Origin of the sequence: Flavihumibacter rivuli, assembly GCF_018595685.2 — a bacterium.
Classification (GTDB): domain Bacteria; phylum Bacteroidota; class Bacteroidia; order Chitinophagales; family Chitinophagaceae; genus Flavihumibacter; species Flavihumibacter rivuli.
In genome coordinates, this window is record NZ_CP092334.1 from 4,273,892 (window position 1) to 4,297,234 (window position 23,343).

21 protein-coding genes are annotated in these 23,343 nt (G+C 47.8%); 10 read left to right on the plus strand and 11 right to left on the minus strand.

What is annotated here, in order from left to right:
* Position 1: 1 nt before the first annotated feature.
* The 4 genes from KJS94_RS18090 (at position 2) to KJS94_RS18105 (ending at position 4,302) form a co-directional block, all read left to right on the plus strand.
* Positions 2 to 991, plus strand: coding sequence for a hypothetical protein (locus KJS94_RS18090; protein ID WP_214446696.1), 990 nt, complete (start codon positions 2 to 4; stop codon positions 989 to 991).
* A gap of 53 nt (positions 992 to 1,044) precedes the next feature.
* Positions 1,045 to 1,707: a phosphoribosylformylglycinamidine synthase subunit PurQ gene (gene purQ, locus KJS94_RS18095; protein ID WP_214446697.1), complete on the plus strand. Its 663-nt coding sequence runs from the start codon at positions 1,045 to 1,047 to the stop codon at positions 1,705 to 1,707.
* Between the two features lie 85 nt (positions 1,708 to 1,792).
* Positions 1,793 to 2,245, plus strand: coding sequence for a protein-disulfide reductase DsbD domain-containing protein (locus KJS94_RS18100; protein ID WP_214446698.1), 453 nt, complete (start codon positions 1,793 to 1,795; stop codon positions 2,243 to 2,245).
* Positions 2,246 to 2,322: 77 nt separating this feature from the next.
* Positions 2,323 to 4,302 carry a protein-disulfide reductase DsbD family protein gene (locus tag KJS94_RS18105; RefSeq protein ID WP_214446699.1) on the plus strand — a complete coding sequence of 660 codons (1,980 nt, stop codon included), beginning with the start codon at positions 2,323 to 2,325 and terminating at the stop codon, positions 4,300 to 4,302.
* A gap of 226 nt (positions 4,303 to 4,528) precedes the next feature.
* Here KJS94_RS18105 and KJS94_RS18110 read toward each other — a convergent pair whose 3' ends face one another.
* The gene (locus tag KJS94_RS18110) at positions 4,529 to 5,110 is read right to left on the minus strand and encodes an RNA polymerase sigma factor (RefSeq protein ID WP_214446700.1); all 582 of its coding nucleotides are present in this window, start codon (positions 5,108 to 5,110) and stop codon (positions 4,529 to 4,531) included.
* Positions 5,111 to 5,430: 320 nt separating this feature from the next.
* Here KJS94_RS18110 and uvrA point away from each other — a divergent pair, with 320 nt between their 5' ends.
* Positions 5,431 to 8,250, plus strand: a complete 2,820-nt coding sequence (gene uvrA / locus KJS94_RS18115; RefSeq protein WP_214446701.1) for an excinuclease ABC subunit UvrA — start codon at positions 5,431 to 5,433, stop codon at positions 8,248 to 8,250.
* Positions 8,251 to 8,315: 65 nt separating this feature from the next.
* On the opposite strand, the gene KJS94_RS18120 is transcribed toward uvrA, so the two are convergent.
* From KJS94_RS18120 to KJS94_RS18140, 5 genes are all read right to left on the minus strand, one after another.
* Complete coding sequence (locus tag KJS94_RS18120; RefSeq protein WP_214446702.1) at positions 8,316 to 8,741, minus strand: DUF4293 domain-containing protein; 426 nt, start codon at positions 8,739 to 8,741, stop codon at positions 8,316 to 8,318.
* An 85-nt stretch (positions 8,742 to 8,826) separates the two neighbouring features.
* Positions 8,827 to 9,516: a hypothetical protein gene (locus tag KJS94_RS18125; protein WP_214446703.1), complete on the minus strand. Its 690-nt coding sequence runs from the start codon at positions 9,514 to 9,516 to the stop codon at positions 8,827 to 8,829.
* 52 nt (positions 9,517 to 9,568) lie between these two features.
* The gene (locus KJS94_RS18130) at positions 9,569 to 10,681 is read right to left on the minus strand and encodes a hypothetical protein (protein WP_214446704.1); all 1,113 of its coding nucleotides are present in this window, start codon (positions 10,679 to 10,681) and stop codon (positions 9,569 to 9,571) included.
* Between the two features lie 280 nt (positions 10,682 to 10,961).
* Positions 10,962 to 12,242: a serine hydroxymethyltransferase gene (glyA, locus tag KJS94_RS18135; RefSeq protein ID WP_214446705.1), complete on the minus strand. Its 1,281-nt coding sequence runs from the start codon at positions 12,240 to 12,242 to the stop codon at positions 10,962 to 10,964.
* 102 nt (positions 12,243 to 12,344) lie between these two features.
* On the minus strand, positions 12,345 to 12,782 hold the full coding sequence (locus KJS94_RS18140) for an Hsp20/alpha crystallin family protein (RefSeq protein WP_214446706.1): 438 nt from the start codon (positions 12,780 to 12,782) through the stop codon (positions 12,345 to 12,347).
* A gap of 194 nt (positions 12,783 to 12,976) precedes the next feature.
* On the opposite strand from KJS94_RS18140, the gene KJS94_RS18145 reads away from it, so the two are divergent.
* The 3 genes from KJS94_RS18145 to KJS94_RS18155 all read left to right on the plus strand — a co-directional run bounded on the left by KJS94_RS18145 (position 12,977) and on the right by KJS94_RS18155 (position 15,491).
* Complete coding sequence (locus tag KJS94_RS18145; RefSeq protein WP_214446707.1) at positions 12,977 to 13,975, plus strand: sugar phosphate nucleotidyltransferase; 999 nt, start codon at positions 12,977 to 12,979, stop codon at positions 13,973 to 13,975.
* Between the two features lie 129 nt (positions 13,976 to 14,104).
* Entirely contained in the window at positions 14,105 to 15,061 is a 957-nt protein-coding gene (locus tag KJS94_RS18150; RefSeq protein ID WP_214446708.1) for an NAD(P)H-dependent flavin oxidoreductase, read from the plus strand.
* Positions 15,062 to 15,071: 10 nt separating this feature from the next.
* On the plus strand, positions 15,072 to 15,491 hold the full coding sequence (locus KJS94_RS18155) for a carboxypeptidase-like regulatory domain-containing protein (RefSeq protein ID WP_214446709.1): 420 nt from the start codon (positions 15,072 to 15,074) through the stop codon (positions 15,489 to 15,491).
* A gap of 78 nt (positions 15,492 to 15,569) precedes the next feature.
* On the opposite strand, the gene KJS94_RS18160 is transcribed toward KJS94_RS18155, so the two are convergent.
* The 5 genes from KJS94_RS18160 to KJS94_RS18180 form a co-directional block, all read right to left on the minus strand.
* Positions 15,570 to 16,502, minus strand: a complete 933-nt coding sequence (locus KJS94_RS18160) for a hypothetical protein (protein ID WP_214446710.1) — start codon at positions 16,500 to 16,502, stop codon at positions 15,570 to 15,572.
* A gap of 105 nt (positions 16,503 to 16,607) precedes the next feature.
* A complete protein-coding gene (locus KJS94_RS18165; protein ID WP_214446711.1) occupies positions 16,608 to 17,156 on the minus strand; it encodes a 2'-5' RNA ligase family protein in 549 nt (182 codons plus the stop codon).
* A 63-nt stretch (positions 17,157 to 17,219) separates the two neighbouring features.
* Positions 17,220 to 18,530, minus strand: a complete 1,311-nt coding sequence (locus KJS94_RS18170) for an ABC transporter permease (protein WP_214446712.1) — start codon at positions 18,528 to 18,530, stop codon at positions 17,220 to 17,222.
* A 21-nt stretch (positions 18,531 to 18,551) separates the two neighbouring features.
* Positions 18,552 to 19,481, minus strand: a complete 930-nt coding sequence (locus KJS94_RS18175) for an ABC transporter ATP-binding protein (RefSeq protein WP_214446713.1) — start codon at positions 19,479 to 19,481, stop codon at positions 18,552 to 18,554.
* Between the two features lie 110 nt (positions 19,482 to 19,591).
* Positions 19,592 to 21,175, minus strand: coding sequence for an NAD(P)/FAD-dependent oxidoreductase (locus KJS94_RS18180; protein WP_214446714.1), 1,584 nt, complete (start codon positions 21,173 to 21,175; stop codon positions 19,592 to 19,594).
* Between the two features lie 345 nt (positions 21,176 to 21,520).
* Between KJS94_RS18180 and KJS94_RS18185 the strand changes: the two genes are divergently transcribed.
* Positions 21,521 to 22,279: a 5'-nucleotidase C-terminal domain-containing protein gene (locus KJS94_RS18185; RefSeq protein WP_214446715.1), complete on the plus strand. Its 759-nt coding sequence runs from the start codon at positions 21,521 to 21,523 to the stop codon at positions 22,277 to 22,279.
* Positions 22,269 to 23,204, plus strand: a complete 936-nt coding sequence (locus KJS94_RS18190) for a metallophosphoesterase (protein WP_214446716.1) — start codon at positions 22,269 to 22,271, stop codon at positions 23,202 to 23,204. Before KJS94_RS18185 ends, KJS94_RS18190 begins: the two co-directional genes overlap by 11 nt.
* The last annotated feature ends 139 nt before the right edge of the window (positions 23,205 to 23,343 follow it).

Genomic DNA, 23,343 nt, shown 5'->3' on the forward strand with positions numbered 1-23,343 from the left:
TGTGATAGGAATTTTCCGGCAGAAGAATCCGGGCAATGCGCTCGTTCTGCTCATTTATGCGCTTATCTTAAAGTTCCCCCTCTTTCTTCATGCCAAGGTTCCCCTTCGGCAGGAAGATGATAACTATTTATACAAAGTGCTACTGGATTTCCTGGAGAACGTCGGGGGAAAATCGGGCTTCCTTTACCCCCTGCTGGCATTCCTGGTCTTCTATTTACAGGCCAGCCTTTTCAACCGGATGACCAATTCAGTCAAGCTCTTCCCTAAGCCAGGGTACCTGGTCGGGATGTCCTACCTGCTGGTCACTTCCTTGCTACCGGAATGGAACCAGTTCTCTTCTACATTGATTGTCAATTTTTTATTAGTGTGGATATGGTATGGGATGGTACGTTGGTACAATAGTAATAAACCAATGGCCGTCATCTTCAATACCTGCCTGCTCATTGGGGTCTTACCCCTGGTTTACGGTCCCTCACTCGCCTACATCATCATGGTGGTACTGGCCATGATCGTAACCAGGCCTTTGAGGGTGGGAGAGTGGATCGTTGCTATCATCGGGTTTCTGGCCCCTTATTATTTCCTGCTGGTCATCCTGTTTTTGACCGATAACTGGAATACCTCGGGGATCCTGCCGGCGGTAAGTTTCAATTGGCCAAAATTGCCCGGGTCCTTATGGATTACCGGGGGGATCCTGCTAATGGTGGCCCCCTTCCTGGCCGGTGGCTACTTTGTGCAGGATAACCTTAACAAAATGCTTATCCAGGTGAGGAAATGCTGGAGTCTCCTGCTGGTAGTGGTGCTGGTAGGCTTGATCATTATCCTGCTCAACCCGGGCGACAGCTACCAGAACTGGCTTTTGAGTACCATACCTATTGCTGCCTTCCATGCGGCTACCTATTACTATGGGGGAAACAGCCTCTGGGCGCTCGTGCTCCATTGGGTAGTATTCGCATTTGTGGTGGTGGTCAATTATTTCCCGCAGTTTACCTGAGTAGATTTCCGACAGAACGGCTACCTTTGCGCTTTCTTCAATAAATACCCAATATGAAATTCGGTGTGGTAGTTTTCCCGGGATCCAATTGCGACAGGGATATGCAGGACGCCCTGCAGAACGATCTTGGTCAGGAAGTGATTATGTTATGGCATAAGGACAAAGACCTGAGCATGTTTTCCACTGAGGACTGTATTGTGCTGCCTGGTGGATTTTCCTACGGTGACTACCTCCGCTGCGGTGCCATTGCGCGCTTCAGCCCGATGATGCAAAGTGTGATCGAATTTGCCCAGAATGGCGGTAAGGTATTGGGTGTGTGCAATGGATTCCAGATCCTTTGCGAATCCCATTTGCTACCTGGTGTATTGCTCAGGAATGCCAACCAGCAATTTATTTGTAAGAATGTTTACCTGAAAGGCCTCGGCTCTGAAAAGGCCCTCCAGATCCCTATCGCCCATGGAGAGGGCAGGTATTTTGCTGATGAAAAGACCCTGGATGGTCTTGAGGCAAATGGCCAGGTGATCTATAGGTATTGCGATGCCAACGGGAATATTACCCCTGATGCCAATCCCAATGGTGCATCCAGGAATATCGCCGGTATCCGGAATGCGGCAGGAAATGTATTCGGCATGATGCCCCACCCTGAACGTGCCTGTACCAGTGCACTGGGCAATATAGATGGTCGCATCATCATGGAAACCCTGCTGATGAAATAATACCTGATTACCCCAATTTTAGAATTTAATTAGGACTATTTGCCGGAGATTTGCATCATCATTCTTACGATAAAAAATGTCCTTCATGAAAAGGTTTTACACCCTGATCCTTGCCCTTTTTTCCGCTACCATCCTGCTTGCCCAGAGTGACAAACAGGTGAAGTGGAGTTTCCAGGCGAAGAAAATTGCCGAGAATACATATGAGGTCCACATGACCGCCAATATCAACGGAAACTGGCATATATATGCGCAGAATGGCGGTGAAGGCCCTGTTTCTACCTCCTTCAATTTTGTCAAGAACCCTTTGCTTACTGTGGACGGAAAGGTGAAGGAAGTAGGCAAGATGAAAAAGGTTTTCGAGGAAGCGTTTGGCTCTGAGGTTAGGTATTATGAAAAATCTGTTGAATTCGTACAGGTGGTGAAAGTAAAAGGTAAGGCCAAGACCAACCTGGCGGGCAAGGTAGAATTCATGGTATGTAATGAAAAAGAATGCCTGCCTCCCTCAACTGTGGATTTCAAAATTGCAATTGGCGGATGATCGGCGAAGCCGAGTAATAATAGTACAACGAGTTCTTCCAGGGACTCGTTTCTTTTTTGAACCTGAAGAATAATCTAATGATCAAGAAAATATTCTTGCTTGTAGTCTTATTGGCTACAGTGGTTGGCGCGTGGGCTCAGGATAGCAGCACAGTGGTTAACTGGACCTATGAAGCGGTGAAGAAGGAAGGAAAGGTCCATGTGATTTTAAAAGGGCAGATCGCCCAGGGTTGGAAGCTTTTTTCCACTACCATGAAAGATGATGAACCTAATACGAGGGTAGCCCTTGATTCCGGCTCAACGGGTACCATTGCCGCTATTAAAGAGAATGGTAAACTGCTTTCACAGCCGGAGCCTTTGTTTGATAATGCCCTGATCAAATACTTTGAGGGCGGGGTTGAACTGGATATCCTGGTGGATAATGCCCAGTCCGGTAGCGCTATCAAGGGTAACCTGATGTATATGGCCATGAAGGGGGAGGAGATAGTCGGACCTGAGGCAAGCCCATTCAAAGTAGAGATCAATACCGCAGGAGAGGTGATAGCCAAAGCAGCAGGTTTGCAGGAACGTTCAGGTGCCAGCCTCAAGCGGGAAGCCATAAAGCTTGACTCTCCGGTCAACGATTGCGGCGGTACGGGTATAGAAGAAAGCAAGGAGAAGGGCTTGCTAAGCATTTTTATACTTGGTTTCCTGGGTGGACTTATTGCCTTATTCACCCCCTGTGTATTCCCCATGATCCCGCTGACGGTTTCTTTCTTTACCAAGAAGACCCAGGACAGGAAAAAGGGAATCACCAACGCATTAACCTATGGATTTTTCATTCTCCTGATCTATGTGCTTTTGTCGATACCGTTCCACCTGATGGACAGCCTGAACCCGGAGATACTCAATAATATTTCCACCAACGTTTGGCTTAACCTGGTATTCTTTGTTATATTTATTGCTTTTGCCTTGTCATTCTTTGGCTTGTACGAGATCACCCTTCCCAGTAGCCTGTCCAATTCAGTTGACTCAAAGGCTGGGGTAGGGGGAAAGCTGGGGATATTCTTCATGGCCCTTACACTGGCCCTGGTATCCTTCTCCTGTACAGGCCCGATCCTGGGTTCTTTGCTGGCAGGATCACTTTCCACCAATGGTGGTGCCTGGCAGCTGACAATAGGTATGGCGGGCTTCGGTTTGGCACTAGCCCTCCCCTTTGCGCTTTTTGCCTTGTTCCCCAATTGGCTCAATGCCATTCCCAAATCCGGTGGTTGGCTTACCACGGTCAAGATCGTACTGGGCTTCCTTGAACTGGCCCTTGCCATCAAGTTCCTTTCCAACGCCGACCTGGTAAAACACTGGGGACTGTTGAAGCGTGAGGTATTCTTTGCCATCTGGATCATCATCGGTATTGCCCTTACACTATACCTGTTTGGAGTCCTCAGGTTCAAGCATGAAGGGCCGGTGAAGAAGTTAAGCAAGCTGAGGATCGCCATTGGGGTGATCGCAGGATTGTTTACGATCTATCTGCTGCCTGGCCTTACCAATACATCCTATGCCAACAGGGCACTGATCAGTGGGTTCCCACCACCCCTGACCTATAGCATATACGGCGAAAAAGCTTCCGGTGGGAAAGGGGTTGAAGCCAATGTGGTTAATGATTATGAGAAGGCACTGGCAATGGCCAAGGCAAGCAATAAGCCACTCTTGATCGACTTTACCGGTTGGGCATGCGTGAACTGCCGGAAAATGGAGGAGAATGTTTGGACCCAACCAGAAGTGAAGGAATTGATCGAGAAGGAGTTTATCCTGGTATCCCTGTATGTGGATGATCGCAAACTGCTTCCAGACGATGAACAGTTCCTCTATACAACTGCAGAGGGGGTGAAGAAGAAGATCGTTACCGTTGGTGATAAGTTTGCGACCATGGAAACAGAGAACTTTAAGAATGCTTCACAACCACTTTACGTTATTCTTTCACCAGAGGAAAAATTGCTGAACAAGCCTGTGGGCTATACTCCTGATGAAAAAGAATACCTGGAGTGGCTGAAGTGTGGGATAGATGCTATGCGTAAATGAAAAATGTAACAACAATAGTTCCCTTAGGTAAAAATAAAAAACCTCCCATCGGGAGGTTTTTTTATAATTAGGCGTCATTCTGCAACAGCCTTCTAACGGGCAAGCGAATCAATTAGTTGTCAGAGGGAGGTACAGAATGACAAGAGCTTAGGTCTGATTTACTTTCCAAAATTAAAAGACAGAAGGATACATCGGTGTCAACCTGCCTTAAAATTTCTTTAAAAGCTTATAGCGCAATATTCTTTTCAGTCATCATTTTGCGCAGGTTGATCAATCCATAACGCATGCGACCCAAAGCTGTGTTGATGCTGCAATTGGTAAGGGCAGCGATCTCCTTGAAGCTCAGTTCGGCATAGTGGCGAAGGATGATCACCTCACGCTGGTCTTCCGGTAAGAGGTCCAGCATCTGGCGAACCCTGTCATGGCTCTGGCGCTTCATGATCTTTTCGTCAGCGCCGGCTTCTGTGAAGTTCAACACTTCGAAGATGTCGCGGTCATCGCTGGTCTTGATAGATGGTGCGCGCTTAACCTTACGGAAATGGTCAACACAGAGGTTGTGTGCAATACGCATGGCCCAGGGCAGGAATTTGCCTTCTTCAGTGTAGCGTCCGCCACGTAAAGTGTCGATGATCTTGATCAGTACATCCTGGAAGATATCTTCGGCAAGGTATTTGTCCTTTACCATGAAGAGAATGGATGTGTAAAGCTTGTCTTTGTGACGCAGGATAAGGGTTTCCAATGCGTTCATGTCGCCATCTACGAACAGATGGATCAGTTCATTGTCAGTTTTAGTGCAATGTGATTTCATAAACTTCTACGGTTTTTGAAGTTAAAGGATATTGGTTACAGTAATTAGGGAATAAACAGTTGGAGTAGAGTATCTATACGATAGGCGTGAGTTTTTGGTTTTTCAATTTTTGGATGATTGGTACTCTAAAATAATAATTTTTTGAAATAAAAAAGATTTTAGGAAAATTTTTTTTCGAAAATCATAATAAAATAAAACTGGGCCACAGCACAATAAGCAATTCATATTCCTTGTATATATCGTCCTTTAACTTTTTATAGCTCCCTGTTGTTATCACTGCCTGTTGAATTATCCAATACTTTTGCCCCATCATTATTACTATGGCAGTTCGTGCGAATAAGACCCAAAAGAAAGACCCGGAGCCAGCGGATGGCCTCCCCAGGGATGGTATATATATTAAAGGTGCAAGGGTCCACAATCTCAAGAATGTTAGTGTGTCCATACCCCGCAGCAAGCTGGTGGTGGTTACCGGGGTGTCTGGATCTGGCAAGTCTTCCCTCACTATCGATACGCTTTTTGCAGAAGGCCAGCGCCGCTATGCGGAAAGCCTGAGTGCTTATGCCCGTCAGTTCCTGATGCGGATGAACAAGCCTGATGTGGATTATATCAAAGGCCTTTGCCCGGCTATTGCCATTGAACAAAAAGTGATCACGCGAACCCCCAGGTCTACGGTAGGTAGTATGACAGAGATCTACGACTACCTGAGGTTGCTCTTTGCAAGGATCGGCCAAACCATTTCCCCGGTATCGGGAAGGGTGGTGAAGAAAGACGATGTGAGTGATGTAGTCAGTGCCATCAAGGAATTGAAGCAGGGAGACAAGGTGCTGGTCATCGTACCCTTCCGCCAGCACAGCAACAGGAAAGTGGAAGAGGAGCTGAATATCCTGCTCCAAAAAGGTTTCAGCAGGCTATATAATAATAATGAGATTTTCCGGATCGAAGACCTGTTGGATGCCCAGAACTGGCACCTGGTCGAAAAGGCAAAGTCACCTTTTTACCTGTTGATCGACCGACTGGTGGTGAAGGATTTTGATGAGGATGACCTGCACCGGATCGCCGATTCCGTAGGTACGGCCTTTTATGAAGGGGAGGGGGAAATGCTCCTGCAGGTAAATGATAAGATCCAGCTATCCTTTTCCAATCGCTTTGAATTGGATGGGATAAGCTTTGAAGTGCCGGTACCCAACCTTTTTTCCTTCAATAACCCTTTCGGCGCCTGCCCTACCTGTGAAGGTTTTTCCCAGGTTTTGGGAATTGACGAGGACCTGGTGATTCCTGACAAACGTTTAAGTGTATACGAAGGGGCGGTTGCACCATGGAAGGGCGAGAAGTTGGGATGGTGGAAAGAACAATTCATCAAGGCTTCCCGTTCAAATGGGTTCCCCATTCATAAGCCCATCGCAGACCTGACCACGGACCAATACAGGATGCTATGGAAGGGTTCCGGCTCCGCCTATGGGATCGACGATTTCTTTAAGGAGGTTGAACAGAACCTTTACAAGGTCCAATACCGGGTGTTGCTGTCGCGTTACCGGGGACGTACAACCTGTCCCGACTGTAATGGCTACAGACTTCGGAAGGAGGCCCTTTATGTGAAAGTGGGCAATAAGCATATCGGGGAATTGTGTGAAATGCCGGTAAAGGACCTGATGCGATGGTTTGACGAGTTAGCATTGACCGAATATGACCGCAATGTTGCCAAACGGATACTGATCGAGATCGAGACCAGGATAAAGACACTACTGGATGTAGGACTCGGGTACCTTACCCTATCCAGGTTGGCCAATAGCCTGAGTGGTGGTGAAAGCCAGCGCATCCAGCTAACACGAAGCCTTGGAAGCAATCTTACCAATTCCCTCTATATATTGGATGAGCCATCTATTGGACTCCATTCCCGCGATACTGAGCGATTGATCGGTGTGCTAAAATCCCTTAGGGACCTGGGCAATACCGTTGTGGTGGTGGAACACGATGAAATGATGATGAGGGAGGCCGACCATATCATTGACATGGGACCCCTTGCCAGTCATTTGGGTGGGGAAGTGGTGGCAGCCGGTAATTACGGGGAGATCGTGGCAAATGATAAAAGCCTGACCGGTAAATACCTTTCTGGCAAGCTCGCTATTGAGCCGCCATCCCGTATCAGGAACTGGCGCCGTTCAGTGATCGTAAAAGGTGCCAGGCAGCATAACCTGAAGGATATTGATGTGGAATTCCCGCTTGGGGTATTGACCGTTGTGAGTGGTGTGAGTGGAAGTGGCAAGACCACTTTGGTCAAGCAGATCCTTTACCCGGCTTTGCAAAAGATAAAAGGGGAATTGGCTGATAAGGTGGGCTTGCATCGGTCCGTTGAAGGGGATATTGACTTTGTCAGCCAGATAGAACTGGTGGACCAGAACCCGATCGGGAAGTCATCCAGGAGTAACCCGGTGACCTATATCAAGGCTTATGATGAGATCCGCGACCTTTTTGCCCGGCAGCCATTGAGCAAGATGCGTGGATTCCAGCCCAAGCATTTCTCTTTCAATGTGGATGGTGGACGTTGCGATGCCTGTAAGGGCGAAGGCGAACAGATCGTGGAGATGCAGTTCCTGGCCGATGTTCACCTTACCTGCGAAGTTTGTGGTGGTAAGAAGTTTAAGGAAGAAGTATTGGAAGTGAACTACAACGGCAGGTCGATTTATGATGTACTTGAAATGAGTGTTGATGAAGCGCTTGAGTTCTTCGCCGAAGAAAAGGATGTGGTCAATAAGATCAAGCCTCTTAGTGATGTTGGTTTAGGCTATGTAAAATTGGGCCAATCCTCTGATACCCTTTCCGGTGGCGAAGCACAAAGGGTGAAGCTGGCATCCTTCCTTGGTAAGGGTAAGTCACAGGGGCATATCCTGTTCATCTTCGATGAACCGACGACTGGTCTGCACTTTCATGATATAAGGAAATTACTGGCTTCTTTCAATGCCCTGATCGACCAGGGGCATTCCATATTGGTGATCGAACATAACACGGATGTGATCAAATGTGCGGATTGGGTAATTGACCTTGGGCCTGAAGCGGGTGACGGTGGCGGTAACCTGGTCTATGCGGGAGTGCCTTCGGGATTGAAGAAGGTTAAGGAAAGCCGGACCGGGAAATTCCTTTAGCGAAAGCAATAAAAAAGGGAATGGATGATCTCCATTCCCTTTTTTATTTATGTTATATTATTTCATTAGCGAAGCCTGTCGAGGCTTTTCACCAGTTTTTCATCCTTCCTTATACTACCGGATGCCATAAAGAGCAGTATCATCATCGCTATTGGCAATAAACCGCCCCATTGGTAGGTGCCCTGGGTGATGGGGGTACTTTTCTTGAAAGCTTCAATATAATATACCTGTAAGCCTATCACGACAATGGATAAGAGGGCGCCGGAAATGGCGAGCTTATATTGGGTAGGCCTGTTCTTGTATAGAAAAATAGCAATGATCGACATGCAGGCAATGCCCACGATCAATGCAAATGCCAGCAAGTTTTCCGTTGCCAGGAAATTGCGCGAACTGCCGTCTGATAGTGTTGCATGGAAGAGGGGAACCTTGGCCATGGTGAAGCCACAAATAGCAGCGAGGGCCAGCCAAACCGTCTGAATTCGTTGAATCATAAGCGTTACTATTTGCTGTAAATATAGGTCATATTGGTGCGATATAAGGGGAGTTTGCGGATATTGTATCGGTTCACTGAGGCGCTTATTTAATACTCCCGAACGACTTCTTGTCGTTTTGTTGCCGCTGGTATATTAGCCGGCGGTAGTAGTCAATGGCAATATCCCCATAATTGTAGGCTGTGTTGCTCATTGAACTGGTTTTGAAATAGGATTGCCTCATTAGTTTCCTGATCCTGTCTTCCGCCAGCCAGTAACCACTATTATAGGCTGTTGCATAAAACCTGATTTTCTCTTCCCTGGAGGCCCAGGTCTGGCTTCGATACCGTTGGTCCATCCACTTGAAGAACACTGTCAGGTAGGTCAATTGTCCGTCTAGCCTTGTCAGCCTCTCCAGCCTTCTTTCCCTTCCCGAACTTGAATTGAACTTGTCCCTGTCCTGATCGGGTCCCACCCCCTGGCCAACCCAGTGGGATGTGAGGCCAGGTTCTGACTCCAGCCTTTCAGCAAAGGACGGTTTCATTTGCAGGGGGCCAACAGAGAAATCTGAATACTGGGTTCCGAACTGAACATACATTACCTGCAGGGCTAGCACCTCAAGGCTATTGCTGATATCACTGTACCGGATCAACTCGGGGAAGACAATAGCCATGGCTTCCTCGGGGACGATCCCGAATGATGCCAGCTTCCTGAATTGGCTATCGTTTTCTTGCAGGAATTTTTCAGCTTTGGGATAATCCCTACCCAACAAGGAAGCAAATCTACCCTGTGCCATTATGCTGGCCGTTCCTAATAACAACAGCCAGGAAAAAAGCAGGTACCCTAGCCTACCAGGGCATGGTACACTGTATGATCTCTTTGTTTTCATTGATACGCAGGAAATGAAGTTTGTTACCGTTGGCCGTTCTTTCAACCGTTGGAAGGATGCCTGTTCTTACCTGGCTGCCATCAGAAAATTGGAGACCACGGTATGAAACAGTGCAGTACTGGCTGCCATCCGCATTTAACACCAGCTGGGTTCTGTCCTCCAGGTCTAGTTCATGGATCACTTTCCCGGCTTTGTAGATCTTCGTTGTGTTGTCGTTATCACCCCGGTCTGCCACCACATAGTCTTTTCCATTGGCCAGTTCAAACACCCTGGAATTCTGTGAATAAGGTCCTGTATTTTCACCGTCTTCATTGCAGTACTCAGTCTTCAGGTCAAAGGAATTGATCTTGTAAAGGAACCTTCCCGATGAGCGGTTCTGCAAAACTTCGGCCATCATCGCATTCGGAAGTTCAATGTTCTTTTTGGTTTTAGGTTGGTGTACCGTTATGAGGTTATTGCGGTCTCCTTTTTGTCCCATGGTGATATAGGTAAGGAAATCCCTGTTGGGGTCATAGGCTGCTGCCATAGGCGTAACGCCCTGGTCAAGTGTGGTCAATACTTTTCCATTGTACTTCAGTACCATTTTGTAGTCTGGGGTATAGGCCATCATGTCCTTCAGGTTAGTGGTTGTCCCCTCCCTATATTCTGACAGTGCCATGCCTGTAGATTTTTTTGATCCCAATTGTTCTTTGCTAAGGCTCTTGAATGGACCCTGCCTGCCGGAGGAACTAAGGATGAAAAAGCCTTCCTTGGTCCTGGTAACGATCAGGTAATCATTAACGCCATTGCTGCCAATGATCAATTGTGATTCATCGCTTATGATGTATTCTCCCGCTTGTAATTGTCCCAAAGATTTTTCAGTTAACGCATTGCCTCCGGGTAATTTATCCTGGTTGCTTTCCGGGGAATTTGGGCTGCTGTTGCCCTGGTTATTACCGGAAGAGGATTTGTTGTCTGTGCTCCCGGATGGTTTGTTAATGGCCTGGTTTACCTTGTTCTTTACTTTGTTCAGGATGCCTTGTGCAGGGGCCAGGTTGGCCGCCAATAAAAGCATAAGAATGAAGGCTGGCATGCATGATTTTTTCATATAGGTCTGTTTGAAAATGGGGTGATGACTAATGTGCTCAGGCCTTATGTAGCTTTCAATGAGTGTGACCGGAATGAAGGGGTAGGGAAGGAGAATATTGGACAGGAAACAATTCTTCTTTAAGATACAAAATAGAATTGATACTGGCCGGAAATGATGGTATTTCGGCCATTTAGTTGATCGATGTGAGGACTGCTGCTTAGCAGGTACATAAAAAATGCCATCGGCTAACCCGATGGCATTCCTGGAAGATCTTTCGGAACTATTATCCTAACTCAGGATACAATGGGAACTGTCCCATGAATTCATTAACTGATTTCCTTACGGCTGCAATGATGGCTTCGTCATCTGCATTCATCAATACCTTGTCAATGGCGTTGATCACAAACTCCATATGTTCTTCTTTCATGCCACGGCTGGTAATGGCCGGCACACCAACCCTGATACCCGAGGTCACGAATGCACTCTTGTCATCAAATGGTACCATATTCTTGTTCAGGGTAATATCCGCCTTGCCCAATACCTGTTCGGCCTTTTTACCACTGATATTCTTGTTGCGAAGGTCGATCAGCATCAGGTGGTTGTCGGTTCCATCACTGATGATCTTGTAACCCCTGTCAACCAAAGCTGTCGACATAGCCTGGGCGTTCTTCACGATCTGCTGGGCATAGGTTGTGAATTCATCACTCAGCAATTCCCCAAAGGCTACAGCTTTGGCAGCGATCACATGCTCCAGCGGACCGCCCTGGGTGCCGGGGAAAACAGCCATATCCAGCAGGTTGCTCATCATGCGGATATTGCCTTTTACATCTTTCAGGCCGAAGGGGTTCTCGAAGTCCTTTTTCATGAGGATGATACCGCCGCGAGGACCCCGCAATGTTTTATGGGTAGTAGAAGTAACAAAATGACAATGTTCGAAGGGAGAGCTAAGCAATCCCTTAGCGATCAGGCCTGCAGGATGCGCCATATCACAAAGCACAAAAGCGCCAACCTCGTCTGCCACCTTACGGATGCGGGCATAATCCCAGTCACGGCTGTAGGCAGAAGCGCCACAGATGATCAGTTTGGGTTTTTCCTCGCGGGCAACTTTTTCCAGCATGGCATAATCCACCAGGCCAGTCTCTTTTTCCACACCGTAGAAGAAGGGTTGGTAAAGTTTTCCTGAGAAGTTTACCGCTGAACCATGGGTCAGGTGTCCGCCCATGCTCAGGTCTAGGCCCAGGATCTTGTCCCCGGGTTGGAGAATGGCCAGCATTACTGCAGCATTGGCCTGGGCACCACTATGGGGCTGTACGTTCGCATACTCACAGTCAAATGCCTGCTTGATGCGGTCGATTGCCAGTTGCTCGGTCTGGTCAACGATCTCACAACCGCCATAATACCTGCGTCCGGGGTAACCTTCAGCGTATTTATTGGTCAATACACTTCCCATTGCCTGCATTACCTGCAGTGAGGTGAAGTTTTCGGAAGCGATCAATTCAATTCCGTGACGTTGGCGATCCAATTCCTTGCGGATGAGGTCGAAAACCAGGGCATCGTGTTGCATGAGTCAAAAAATTTGCCGCAAAAATACGGCAAACTCGCGGGATGGCCACTATAAACTAAGGGCATCCTGCTGTTCAGCTTCAGGACGCCCTTTTGCTATGATTTATCCAACATCAATGGATTTTGTCTTTTTTTCTGCTGCCACGGCTTTCTTGGGCACCATTAGTTTCAGGATCCCATCTTCATATTGGGCCTGGATGCCATCATCCTGTGCATTCTCGGGTAGGGTAAAGGAGCGGCTGAAGCTATTCCTCAGGTATTCCTTTCGCGTATAGTTCTTTTCTTCCCTGGTGGTTTCTGAGGATGATTCAGCGCTGATGTGCAGCATATCATCCTCCACCTTTACCTTGAAATCGGTTTTTTTAAACCCTGGTGCCACCAGTTCAATCTGGTAATTGACGGGTGTTTCAGCGATATTGATCGCCGGCATTTTTTTGTTGAACTCTGAAAAGAAATTGTCGTTGAAAATACGATCCATATCCAGCCAGTCGGACCATGTCTTGCCCAACGGGAACTTGCTGGTTGTTGTCAGGTTTGCCATATAGACCTCCTTTTTTAGAAGTCTAAAGTTCGCCAGCTTCTTGCCCACAAAGAATTATCCCCGTCAATTCCATGGCTGATTTTCATCAGTATTTGGATTAGGATTCATCATAAACTGAAGGCTGGGTAATTTTTCGTTATTTTCACGCCTTGTTAAGGCCTACAACCAAACCCTGGCCACTGAAAAAATTTCAGATGAAAGCGATCATTCCCGTAGCAGGTGCAGGTACCAAACTACGCCCCCATACATATACCCAGCCAAAGGCATTGATCCCACTGGCCGGTAAAACCATCCTGAGCATCATTGTGGACCAGCTGGTGGAGGCCGGGGTGAGGGACTTTATTTTTATTGTTGGTTACCTGGGCGATAAGATCCAGGATTTTGTGAAAGAAAAATATCCCCACCTTCAAACCCATTTTATCCAGCAAAATGAAAGGCTGGGTACAGGGCATGCCATCCTGTTGACCCGTGAAATTGTCCAGTCGGATGAAATGATCGTAGTACTGGGGGATAGTATCTGCGAGTATGATGCCCAAATGGTGGTGAACAGTGACCGTTCCCTGCTTGGGGTAAAACGGGTGGATGACCCGCGCGATTTTGGGGTGGCGGAGATCAGCGAGGATGGTTCTATTTCAAGGGTAGTGGAAAAACCACAGATACCCAAGTCGAACATGGCGCTGGTGGGTATCTACAAGATCCGCGAGTCGGGTGTCCTTTTTGAATGCCTGGAAGAGAATATCCGCCACGGTGTTACCAGTTATGGGGAGTATAACCTCACCGATGCCTTGGAGTGTATGTTGACAAAAGGGGTGAAGATCAATGCCTTCAAGGTCCAGAACTGGTTCGATTGCGGCAAGAAGGAAACCTTATTGGAAAGCAATGCCACATTGCTGAGAAAGATAGGCCAGAATATTTCGGCCGAACACCAGTTCGCGAACACGATCATTATTCCCCCGGTCAGCATTGCAGCAGGTTGCGATATTTCCAATTCCATTATTGGACCCAATGTGGCTATCGGGGAATGTGTTACCATCAATGATTCGATCATCAAGGACTCCATCATTGGCGCTTTTTCAGACCTTAAGGATATAGTTCTTACCCATTCATTGATAGGAAGTGATACCGAAGTCCGCGGGGAAAGCCGTAGTCTTAATATAGGTGACAATACAGAAATTGACCTTGGGAAACGTTAATCCCGCGTGGTTTCCATGGTCATTAAGGGGTAGGAAGGTGAGCGTGCCGGCTGTTGTAAAATCTGCCGGCGATGCAGGTTTTGACCGGTAGCGGTTTTCATATAACGACGCCCATATAAAATTTGCCAAATGCCTCCAGTTTTTTCCAATCGAATTACCAGGTTATTTGAGATCGATTACCCTATTATCCAGGCCGGTATGATCTGGGCCAGCGGATGGCGTTTAGCCAGTGCCGTTAGTAATGCCGGTGGCCTGGGGATCCTTGGTGCAGGCAGCATGTATCCCCATGTGTTGAAAGAACATATACAGAAATGCAAGGCAGCAACAGAACGTCCATTCGGGGTAAATATTCCGCTCTTGTATCCCAATATGGAAGAATTGGTCAGGATCATTGTGGAGGAAGGGGTGAAAGTGGTTTTCTCTTCTGCAGGAAACCCCAAAACCTGGACCCCGGTATTGAAGGCCAATGGTATAAAGGTTGTTCATGTGGTGAGTAGCAGCAAGTTCGCGCTCAAGGCCCAGGAGGCAGGTTGTGATGCAGTGGTGGCCGAAGGCTTCGAAGCAGGTGGCCATAACGGCAGGGAAGAAACGACCACCCTGGTATTGGTACCTGCTGTTGCACAGGCAGTGGAGATTCCCGTTATTGCTGCCGGGGGGATCGCCACCGGCAGGCAAATGCTGGCGGCCATGGTGCTGGGGGCAGAAGGGGTACAGGTGGGTACCCGTTTTGTGGCCAGTGAGGAGGCTTCCAGCCACCAGGCATTCAAGGATGCTGTGATCCATTCCAACGAGGGGGATACCCAGCTAAGCATGAAAAAACTGGTTCCGGTGCGGCTCCTGAAGAACAAATTCTATCATGAAGTGTTTGAAGCTGAGCAAAGAGGGGCTTCTGAGGAAGAATTGAAACAGTTATTGGGAAGGGCCAGGGCAAAGAAAGGGATGTTTGAGGGGGATATGGATGAGGGGGAGCTCGAAATTGGCCAGGTAAGTTCCCTGATAAAAGATATTCTTCCAGCTGGGAAAATTGTACGAAATTTATGGCAGGAGTTTCAGGAAGCCCTGGAATCCCCGCTTGGTCACCATTAATAATTGCATCATGAGAAAACTGGGTTGCCTGCTGTTTCTTTTGGGTAGTTGGACGCTTTCCAGCTCCGCCATGGCCAGTGAAGGGAATTCTGGGAAAAGCGAAGGTGTGGTGCACGGATATGTTGTAGATGCTTCAACCAAAAAACCTGTAGCCGGTGTTATTGTTTCCGCTTCCACCGGGAAGAATAAGGTCAATAAGGAAGTTTCAACAGATGCTTCCGGCTATTTCAAATTGCAACAGGTGCCAGCCGGTGACCTTTCCCTCCAGTTTGAAAAGAAGGGTTATCGCAATGTGAAGAAAGATGCCGTTCAATTGAAGAGTGGCCAGGTGATCAAGGTTAATGTGGATATGCCTGTTGAGAAAGCTGGAATGGAACCTATGCATGAATTTGAACATCCCATACTGCGATTGGTGGATGGTATCATTTAATCTGATTTTATATTTATAAGAAAAGCGGGATCACTCCCGCTTTTTTTCTTTGGACAAGGTTTAGATGCAGAACTGCATTTACTGGTTGGATTCGATTTCAAATTTGCCTTCGGTTTTTTCCAACCTGGTAGCGTTATGTTTAAAGTACTTGCGGTATTTTTCTGTTATGGTATTGGGTTGCTCCTTACCATTGATCGATAGGTTACCGCTTTTATATTCGATAGTGTAATCTTTTTTGGTGTCTATTAAACCATTCTTTTCCATGTCTGCGATCATGGTCTTATACCCTTCAAGTTCCTTCTTAGCGGATTCCAGGCTTTTCTTCGCTTCCTGAAGACTTTCCTTGATCTTTAACTTGTTCCCGGAGATTTCCTTGCGCGCTGATTCCAGGTGGACGGATAGATTGGCCTTGTTCTTTGCCATATCCTCTTTTGCTTTTGATAGTGCTTTCCTGATCTCATCTTCGTTGATCCTGGCTGCATTCTTTGCGGCAATCCTGGCGCTTTCGACTGCTTTCTCCATTTCCTTTTCCCAATTGGCCGACCTGCCTTCCTTCTTCAGGTCCTCCATGGCACGTTGGATCTCTTCCTGCATTTTGGCAAGGTCCTCCTGCATTTTTTTCTGGTCCAGTTGCAAACTGGCCATGGCCTTCTCGGTTTCTTCCATCGCCTTTTGGATCTGCTGCTCCAATTCCTTATCATCAATACTGGCCAGGGATCTTTGGATATCTGCTTCTATCTTTCCCCAGTCCTTATCCATTTCGCGGTCCAGGTCCTTGCCTGCTTGCTCAATATTCCTGATATGGTCATCCAGGGTGGCAGCGCCCGACCAGGTAATGGTTCCCTTCTTTTCCCCCTGGCGGCCGGGTACGGTATCTGATGCCGGGGTATCATACCAGTTGTTCAGGGCACTGGTATGGATCACTTCTGAAGTCCAGCTGATATTGGCCAGGGCCAGGCCGGCTATGAATGGAAGTGTCAGGTAAGCCCTTTTTTTCATGAATGGTAACATACGAAAGGTTTTAATTACGAATTTGTTCGTATAAAAATACGATACTTTTCGTATTGCAAGGGGTTGTTTTCTTTATTGGGGATTTTTTAACAGGACGGGAAGGCCTTAGCCTGCCAGCGGGGATTCGTGGATGACGCGCCATTTGCCCGGACTGTATTTCAGCAGGGAAACTGTTTCTGCCTGCCAGTTGCTTTGGTAACCCATGCTATGGAAATAGGCCAATGCCTCATTGAAACGGCGATGGGGAATATCGCGGTTGGCAATGGTCATATGGGGATGGAAGGGCCTCTTATCCGGTTCAAACAGCAGGGGCCTGAAATGGTGCAGTTGGTGTTGGAGGGAGTCGAATAGTTTACTTAAAAGTGGGTTGGACAAAATGTTGACAAAGATCACCCTTGGTGGGAATGCATCGAACCCATTCAATTCAATAGGGAATGCCTGGTGCGGGGCAACAATTTTATCCATGGTAGCAGTAAGGGTTTCTTCCTCCCTTTCATCCATTTTGAAGGGTGGTACCAGGGTGATATGTGCCGGTGATTTCAGGGCCACTTTACAACCATAAGTTTCAAGCATGTACTGTTTGAAACCACCCACACTGGTTTCCACCGGTTCCGGTGCGACCATGGCAATGAAATATAATTGGGTTCCCGACATCTTCCCTAAAGTTATCATTCCTTATTATGGCAAAAAAATAACCGGCCTCGGCCGGTTATTCGATCAGATCTTGGCAAATGCCCATTTCCACAATTCTTTCCAGGTAGGCTTCTTGCCATACATCAATATGCCTACCCTATAGATCCTTGCGGCCAGCCAGGCAGTAAAGATGAAACCAAGGATCAGGAGCACAAAGGATAATGCCAGTTGCCATGCCGGTACACCGTAGGGAAGCCTTGCCATCATGACGATGGGTGAGGATAAGGGGAAAAGACTGCCAAACAAGGCCAGTGCCCCATCTGGTTTGTTGATGGCCTGCGTCATGATCACGAAGGAAAAAATGATCGGCATGGTGATGGGGAGCATCAGGGATTGGGCATCTTGAGGGTCTTCGTTAACTGCACTACCCACCGCTGCAAAGAGGGAAGAATAGAGCAGGTAGCCACCAAGGAAATAAAAGAAGAAACAAAAGACGATCAGCCCGATATTCACGGAGTTGAGGTTTTGCATGACCTGCCTGATCATTTCCACCTGCTTGGTATTGCCATTCATATTCGGGAGATCATTGGAATGCTGGGCGGCTACTTCCATGGCTCCGGGGAAGAATACCGGCACCAATGCCTGCAGTGCAAAGATCAGGACACCCCAGATCAGGAATTGGACCAGCCCTACCGCGCCGATACCAATGATCTTTCCCAGCATGAGTTGGAATGGTTTTACACTGCTTACCATTACCTCCGCGATGCGGTTGGTCTTTTCTTCCATTACACCGCGCATCACCATGGACCCGTAAATGAAGAGGACCATATAGATGAGGATGCCGCAAATGAATCCTAATGCATAGGCAAATCCTGTGCTGCCACTCTTCTCCCCGCCCTTGGCCACTTTCAGGTTGACGGATGATTTGGCGCTGTCTACCTGGGCCAGGGTAACCCCTGGTGCAAGCAGGTTCTTCAGCCTGTTCTTTTCAAAAGCAGCATTGATCCTTCGTTCTATCTTTTCCTTGGTCATGAGGCCCACGTTGGAATTGCTGGCATAGACCAATGTGTCCCCTTTCTCTGCATTGTAATTGGCCGGGATGATGATATAGCCATCGAATTTCTTTTCATTGAGTTGTTGTTGCAATGCAGCTGCATCGGCCTGGTCAACCTGGATAAAGTTCAGTGAAGGGTCGCTCTGCAGTTTGTTGCTGATCTGTTGACCCTGGTCGGCGATCGCGATCTTCAGGTTATCCTCGCTCTTGACACTGAAATAAATGATAAGGGCGTAGAATCCAAAAATGAATAGGGGGAGTAATATCGTAGAGAGCAGGAATGTTTTTTTCTGCACCCTGGAAAGAAATTCCCTTTGTATGATGATCAATATCTTGTTCATGGTCTGTAATTGGCTTAATGGTTAGTTGGCAAGAAACTGGCGGGTAGTGGCAGTGCTATCATTCACCAGCCTGATAAAGATGTCGTTCAATGAGGGGAGCACTTCCTGGAATCCCCTGATACCATGCCCTTCGCCAATAAGTTGGGAAAGGACATCATTGGTGGACTGTCCATCTTTCAGTTTGATCATTGCCTCATTGCCTTTCTGGCGGATAAGTTCAAAGCCGGAGGAGGTATGCAGGGCTGTCTCCTTGTCAAAGCTCAGTTTGAAAATATTCTCCTTGAATTGCTGCTTCACACCGTCTACATTGCCATCTAGGATCTTCTTCCCTTTGTTCACCAGGATGATATGGTCACAGATCTCTTCCACCTGCTCCATCCGGTGCGTGCTGAAGATGATCGTGCACCCCCGCTTGGCCAATTGGTAGATCTCATCCTTGATGAGGTTGGCATTCACGGGGTCCAGCCCGCTAAAGGGTTCGTCCAGGATGATGAGTTTGGGTTCATGCAGGACCGTGGTCACGAATTGCAGTTTCTGGCCCATGCCCTTGCTCAGGTCTTCCACCTTTTTGCTCCACCAGCTTTGCATGTCAAACTTGATGAACCATTCCTTTACTTTTTCCAGTGCCTCGGCCTTGGATAATCCTTTCAGTTGTGCAAGGTAGAGGGCATGTTCACCGATCTTCATCTTTTTGTACAATCCCCTTTCCTCAGGCATGTAGCCAATGCGTACAATGTCGTTGGCAGGATCGAAGGGTTTGCCATCAAAAATGATCTCTCCCTCATCGGGAAGAAAAATGCCGGTGATCATGCGCAGCAAAGTGGTCTTGCCTGCACCGTTGGGACCAAGCAGTCCGAATATGCTGCCGGGCTGGATGGAAAAGCTGATATCATCCACCGCTTTCTGGGTAGCGTAATACTTTCTGAGATTCCTGACATCCAATAAGGCCATAAGGTTGATTTGATTCAAAAATAAGTGCAATGGAATTCCCCTGCCCAAAATCACGATGACTGGGTAGTTTCCTTATTGGTCGCCGTCAATGGCTGTTTATTACAAAGGGATCAGAATTCTTTTCCGGTAAGTGCGGTAATGATGGCACGGGCAACTTTTTCCCCGTCCATAGCTGCACTAATGATGCCGCCTGCATAGCCTGCACCTTCGCCAGCGGGATAAAGCCCTTTCACCTGTGGGTGCTCCAGCCGGTGGGGGTCCCTGGGAATGCGGACAGGGGAGGATGTCCTCGATTCCGTGGCTACCACAACAGCATCCTGGGTATAATAGCCCCGCATCTTTTTGCCGAATTCTTTGAAAGCTTCTGCCAGGTTGGTGTAAACGAATCCAGGAAGTACATCCCACAGGGCAGCGCCATTAATGCCGGGCAGGTATGAGCAATCGGGCAGGGAAGTGCTCACCTTCCTGTTGGCAAAATCTGTCATCCTGAGGGCCGGGGCTACCAATTTTCCCCCGCCAGCTTCGAAGGCCTTCCTTTCCACTGCCTCCTGGAAAAACATTCCGGAAAGGGGTGTTCCCATTAACTCACGGGAAAGCATAGCCGATTCGGAGCCTACCGGGATCTCAACCACCATGCCTGAATTGGCAAAGGGATTATTTCTTTTGGAAGGACTCCAGCCATTCACCACCAATTCGCCCGGGTTGGTCGAAGCAGGGGCGATGATGCCTCCGGGGCACATGCAAAAGGAGAAGACGCCACTTCCATTTACCTGTTGCACCAGGCTGTAAGAAGCAGGCGGCAGGTATTCACCCCTGGCAGGACAATGGTATTGGATACTATCGATCAGTTCCTGGGGATGTTCTATACGAACGCCCAGCGCAAAGGGTTTGGCTTCGATAAGGATCTGATGGTCATGCAGGAGGGTAAAGATATCCCGGGCCGAATGGCCGGTGGCAAGGATCACTGCATCTGCATGGAATCGGTCGCCCTTTGCCGTTATGACCCCATTGATGGTGCCATCAGCGACCTGGAAGCCGGTCACTTTTTGTTCGAACAGGAAATCACCACCTGCCTCCTGGATCTGTTCACGGATAGCGGTGATGATATGGGGGAGTTTATTGGTGCCAATATGCGGGTGGGCTTCATAAAGGATACGTTCATCGGCCCCAAACCGCACCAAAAGGTGGAGGATACGGTCGATGCTACCCCTTTTGTTACTGCGTGTATACAACTTGCCGTCACTATAAGTGCCTGCTCCGCCTTCGCCGAAACAGTAATTGCTTTCCGGGTTGACCACACCTTCCTTGTTCAGGGCTGCCAGGTCGCGCCTCCTCGCCCGCACATCCTTACCCCTTTCCAGGATAATGGGTTTTACGCCCATCTCTATAAGTTGCAGGGCGGCGAAAAGGCCGCAGGGACCGGCACCAATGATGATCACCTTTTGGCTGGCCTTGCTTACATCATTAAAATGGATGCCGGGAATGGTCCTTTCCACGAAGGGCTCGCCTATGAATGCGTCCAGTGTCAGGTTGATCCGCACATTCCTCCCTCTTGCGTCAATGGATTTTTTCAGGATATGGAACCCCGTTACCTCTTCCGGCCTTCGGGAGCTGGCGCTGGCAATATATTGCTTGATGGACTGGTGGTCTGCGGCTTCAGCCGGGCTCACCTGTAGACTGATGACTTGCTTCATGGTTAGGTAGTTATCCTAAAAGATTGGGCAAAGATAGGAAGGAGGGAGGAAGTGGCCCGCCTTCGCTGAAGCTTCGGCGGGCGAGGTGACCCGCCTTCGCTAAAGCTTCGGCGGGCGATGTGTAGAGCAATATAATGTAATGATCCTTGCTTTTCAATTGTGAACAACTGTTAGCAGGATGTGTGGTTTGATTACAGTCAATAATTTTTAACCCTGTTTTCTTTGTCTTTTACTGGATAGCAGGCTGGTTGAGTTTTTTATTTCCATTTATGTTTGGGAACTTTGCGCCCCTTACAAAAAGGATGGTATGAAAGAAAAAATAATTTGTACCTTTTAATCATTCGTATGAATAATTGGAAAAAATGGGTCCTGGTAAGTAGCTGCCTTCCACTGGCTTTGATGATGGGCGCTTGTGCCCGTCAATACACGGCCGGCTCCATGAATTATACTGCTTACCGGATCAGGAATACCATGCCTGCAGACAATGCTTTGCAGGATATGCTATTGCCCTATGCGGATAGTGTGAACAAAAGCATGAATAAGGTGATCGCTGAAGTGGAAGTCGCCCTAGATAAGAAGCAGCCAGAAAGCAAACTGGGCAATGTGCTGGCGGATGCGATGAAGCAGGAAGGGGAGCGATTGTATGGCATGGCCATCGACGCTGCTTTCGTGAATTATGGTGGGGTAAGGTTGACACAGCTTCCTGCGGGGCCGCTGACCATTGGAAAGGTTTTTGAAATAATGCCTTTCGATAATATCCTGGTGTTGCAGAAACTGCCGGCCTCTACTGTCAAGGAACTATTGGACCATATAGCGGCTCGTGGCGGCTGGCCCTGCAGTGGGGTGCAGTTCCAGATCAGGGACAAGAAAGCAGAGTCCATTTTGATCGGTGGGGAGCCTTTTGATCCAAATAAGGAATATGTCATTGCAAATGCTGATTTTATTGCCAATGGCGGTGATGATTGTTGGATGATGAGGAAATACCCCCAGATCAATAAAGGTTACCTGGTGAGGGACGCCTTCATCCAATACTTTAGCAGGCTTGGCCAGGAAGGAAAGAAAATCAATGCAGAACTGGAAAACAGGATTGTCAATGCTCAGTAGGAGAAAATTCATACAAAAAACGGCTTTAACCGGTGGGGCATTACTGGCTGGTAGCCCCTTGCTCAACGAATTGAAAGCAGAAGAACAGCCGGAGCGGCTCGTGATCCTTCATACGAATGATGTACATAGCAGGTTGGAACCCTTCCCTATGGATGGATCAAGGAACCAGGGGCTTGGCGGGGTTGCAGCCAGGGCTGAGGTGATCAGGAAGGTGAGGGAAGAAGGCAAGCATGTATTGTTGCTGGATGCCGGGGATATATTCCAGGGGACACCTTATTTCAATTTTTATAAGGGGGAGCCGGAAATGAAGGCCATGGCAGCAATGGGTTATGATGCCTGTACGATGGGTAACCATGACTTTGATGCTGGCATGGAGAATTTTGCCAACCAGCTGGTAAAAGGCGGTTTCCCCGTTTTGGTCAGCAACTATGACTTTACCGGTACGCCGCTTGAACACAAGACCCTGCCTTATACCATATTTAAGAAGGGGAAGCTGAAGATCGGTGTGACAGGAGTGGGAATTGAATTAATGGGACTGGTGCCCGATAACCTGTTTGGTGCCACTAAGTACCTCGATCCGGTCCAGTCGGCTAACAGGGTGGCGCATCACCTGAAGACAAAGGAAAAATGTGATATGGTCATCTGTTTGAGCCACCTGGGTTACCAGTATAAGGAAAATAAGGTGAGTGATGTGGTTTTAGCTAAGGAATCAGACAATATTGATGTCATAATAGGCGGTCATACACATACGTTTTTTGACTCACCTGTTGTGTATAAAAATATTTCGGGTGATGATGTTGTGGTCAATCAGGTGGGATGGGGTGGAATCGTTCTAGGCCGCATGGAATTTGCGTTTCAGCGAAATAGGAAGAAAAATTTGGAGGCTTCCCACACTGTTGTTATTGGCGAAAAATCAAGTGAGTAAAAAATTTTTTTTTCAACAAAAAAATTTGATATTCGTCCCCCTACGAAAAATTTTCAATCCAATTTCTTTGAAGACGTTGTTGCGCAGGAGTGCAGGAAGAAGAATTCGTAACTTATTATAATAAACTGCTTTTTCACCA